Origin of the sequence: Shewanella sp. POL2, from assembly GCF_000282755.1 — a bacterium.
Classification (GTDB): domain Bacteria; phylum Pseudomonadota; class Gammaproteobacteria; order Enterobacterales; family Shewanellaceae; genus Shewanella; species Shewanella xiamenensis.
Genome location: NZ_AKZL01000207.1, coordinates 1 through 946, shown reverse-complemented (window position 1 = coordinate 946; position 946 = coordinate 1). Strand labels below are relative to the sequence as shown.

The 946-nt window shown below is 53.4% G+C and carries 1 protein-coding gene; it reads right to left on the bottom strand.

Translation table 11 applies throughout. The features are described from left to right. The coding region (locus SHEWPOL2_RS22085) for an efflux RND transporter permease subunit (protein ID WP_037431885.1) at positions 1 to 745 on the bottom strand (745 nt) is incomplete at its 3' end. Positions 746 to 946: the final 201 nt, after the last annotated feature.

The window sequence follows — 946 nt, the reverse complement described above, 5'->3', positions numbered from 1 at the left end:
CCGGGATGTCAGCTACCTGTCCGGGGGCACGAATCAGGTATTGTTCGCCATTTTTTTCGATATATCCGGCACCGATGTTGGCGTTGTTTTTCTCCAATGCCGCCACCAGATCGTCGAAGCTGAGCTGGTAGGCCAGCAGTTTTGACGGTTCCGGGGTGACGTGGAACTGCTTTTCAAAGCCGCCAATGGTATTGACTTCGGTAACACCTGGAACCAGGCGCAATTGCGGACGTATCACCCAATCCTGCAAGGTGCGTAAGGCCGTCGCATCATACGGCTCACCATTTTCCATCAAGGCGCCCGGTTTCGCATGCACCGCATAGTGAAAGATTTCACCGAGGCCTGTGGCAACGGGTCCCATCGCCGGATCGATTCCCGAAGGCATCTCGCTTTTCGCCTGCTGCAAGCGCTCGTTGATAAGATTGCGGGCAAAGTAAATGTCCGTGCCTTTTTCAAACACCACGGTCACCTGAGACAGGGCATAGCGTGATATCGAACGGGTACTCTCAACATAGGGCAACCCCGTGATCGCCAGTTCTACCAGGTAGGTAATGCGTTGCTCCACTTCCAGCGGTGAGTAGCCTGGGGCTTCTGTATTGATTTGCACCTGGACATTGGTGATATCGGGTACCGCGTCAATGGGTAGCTGCTGATAGTTCCAGACACCCAGGGCGCCCGTTACCAGCACCAGAAACATCACCAGCCAGCGGCGTGCGATGGAAAATTGAATGAGTTTATCGATCATCACACACTCCTTCGTTGAGCGGCGATAGAATGCTGCTCCGGCCGATGGAATCCAGAATGTCTTTCAGGGAGCTATTAATCATCATCGCCAACCTCCCCTTTACCCAATTCCGCTTTCAAAATAAAACTGTTTTTGCTGACATACACTTCATCTGCGGACAGACCTGCCACCACTTCGGTTAGCTCACCGTCGGTTCGCCCC